The 1,890-nt window shown below is 53.9% G+C and carries 1 protein-coding gene and 1 pseudogene; both read left to right on the plus strand.

Features of this window, described 5'->3' with window-relative positions:
- Positions 1–838: DALR anticodon-binding domain-containing protein (locus PPL9_RS30525; RefSeq protein ID WP_082597191.1), on the plus strand; the 838-nt coding region annotated here is incomplete at its 5' end.
- Between the two features lie 80 nt (positions 839–918).
- A pseudogene (locus PPL9_RS30530) lies at positions 919–1,890 on the plus strand (sporulation protein); the annotation flags it as partial.

Here is a 1,890-nt window from a genome sequence, read left to right on the forward strand (position 1 = left end):
GACCCTGTTCCGCTCCTCCAACTACGGTGATGACAGTGACCGTGCGCTGGTGAAGTCTGATGGCAGCTACACCTACTTTGCCGCTGACGTTGCTTACATGCGCGACAAGATTGAGCGCGGGTTCAAAGAAATCATCTTTGTGCTTGGTGCAGACCATGGCGGCTATGTGAAGCGTCTGGAAGCGATCGGCAATGCGATCTCCGGCGGTGATGTGGATGTGATTGTGCGTCTGTGTCAGCTTGTGAAGCTCTTTAAGGGCGGCGCTGAGTTCAAAATGTCCAAGCGCTCTGGTAATTTCATCACCCTTCGCGATGTGGTTGATGAAGTGGGCGTAGATGCGGTACGCTTTATGATGCTCTATCGTAAGAACGATGCGCAGCTGGATTTCGATTTTGACAAGGTGAAAGAGCAGTCAAAAGACAATCCAGTGTTTTATGTTCAGTACGGTCACGCTCGGTGTCATTCTGTGCTGCGTCAGGCTGCTGGAGAGCTGGATTGGTTCTCTAATACTGCTGAAGAGTTGCAGTCTGCAGATTTTGCACAACTTGAAGATGAGGGTGAACTTGCACTGGTCGCGAAGATGGCTCAGTGGCCTCGAATTGTAGACGGAGCCTCAGAAAATCACGAGCCGCACCGCATTGCGTTCTATCTGTATGAGCTTGCAAGCGCCCTGCATGGACACTGGTCCAGAGGCAAGGAAAAGCCGCAATTACGCTTTATTAATGATAAAACGCCAGAATTAACCAAAGCTCGACTCGCGTTAGTTTACGCAGTTTCACAGGTAATAGCTTCTGGCCTCAATGTTTTGGGTGTCACAGCACCAAATGAAATGCGCTAGCGCCTGAGCATAGTTGATAGAGTACTGGAGGTTCGCGGTGGGGATTGCGAGCCTCTTATTTAAGGGAAAACACCGCTGCAATGACCAATCGCTCCAAGTATCCGGGTCCGGGTGAGGTTTCTGCTAGGCAAACGGCAGGCGATGAACCGCAACAGTGGGCAGGCGATCAAGATCCGCTCGTAGAACTTGCCAGAATTGTCGGGGAGAGCGCTGCTCAGTACCGTCCTAGTTCTCGCGTAGAAAGCGAAGTCTCTGACCGTCCGCTGTTTCCAAAGACTGATGAGCGCAGTGTAACTGCCGATCATGCTTCACAGCATGGCTCTCAGGACGCCACGTTGGCCGATGATTATTCAGTGGGTGCAGCTGAAGTGAATGAGCCTGCATCAACTCAAGATTCATTTGCGGCTCTGGATGCTGTTTTTGCATCTCCAAAAACCTCCGCGTCACCGGCACATGCTGATCCGTTTGCGGATTTGAGCGCTGCTGCGTTGTCTGCTGGTGCGCCGAGTGAGGCTGTTGACTATGTCAGCGATCTTCCACCGGTTCCAAAAGCGGCGGCTGTGCCTGAAGCAAAGCCAGTTCCTGCGCCTGCACCTGTGCGCCAGTCTGTGACTGCTGCTGATGTGACTGCAGAGCCAGAAATGGATGATATTCTTTCGCGCGATCTTGAAGAGAGCCTTGTTGCTTCTCTCAATCAGTCTCAGGTGGAGCGTGAGCAGACGTCTCGTCCTCAACGGTCCGTGAGCCGTGCGACACCGACGCTGGATGCTGTTGGTGCACGGGATGTGCGCCCTGAGCAGACTTTGCGTGAACGCCTTGAACGCCGCACAGCGGATGCTCCACGTGCGGTTGAAATACCGCGCGTTGCCGAGCCTGCTGCACCTGTACAAAATGTGGCGTCTGCTTCGCCGAGAGCTCTGGATGAGCTTTCCCAGAGTGATTATGACAGCTGGCGCGCCGAGCGTGCTGCAGAACGTGCAACTGCGGCAGCAGCTGCCAAGCCTGTTCAGCCTGCACCGGCACCAACGCCTGCGATTGAAGAAACTCCTGCC

Source organism: Pseudovibrio sp. POLY-S9, assembly GCF_001431305.1.
GTDB lineage: Bacteria > Pseudomonadota > Alphaproteobacteria > Rhizobiales > Stappiaceae > Pseudovibrio.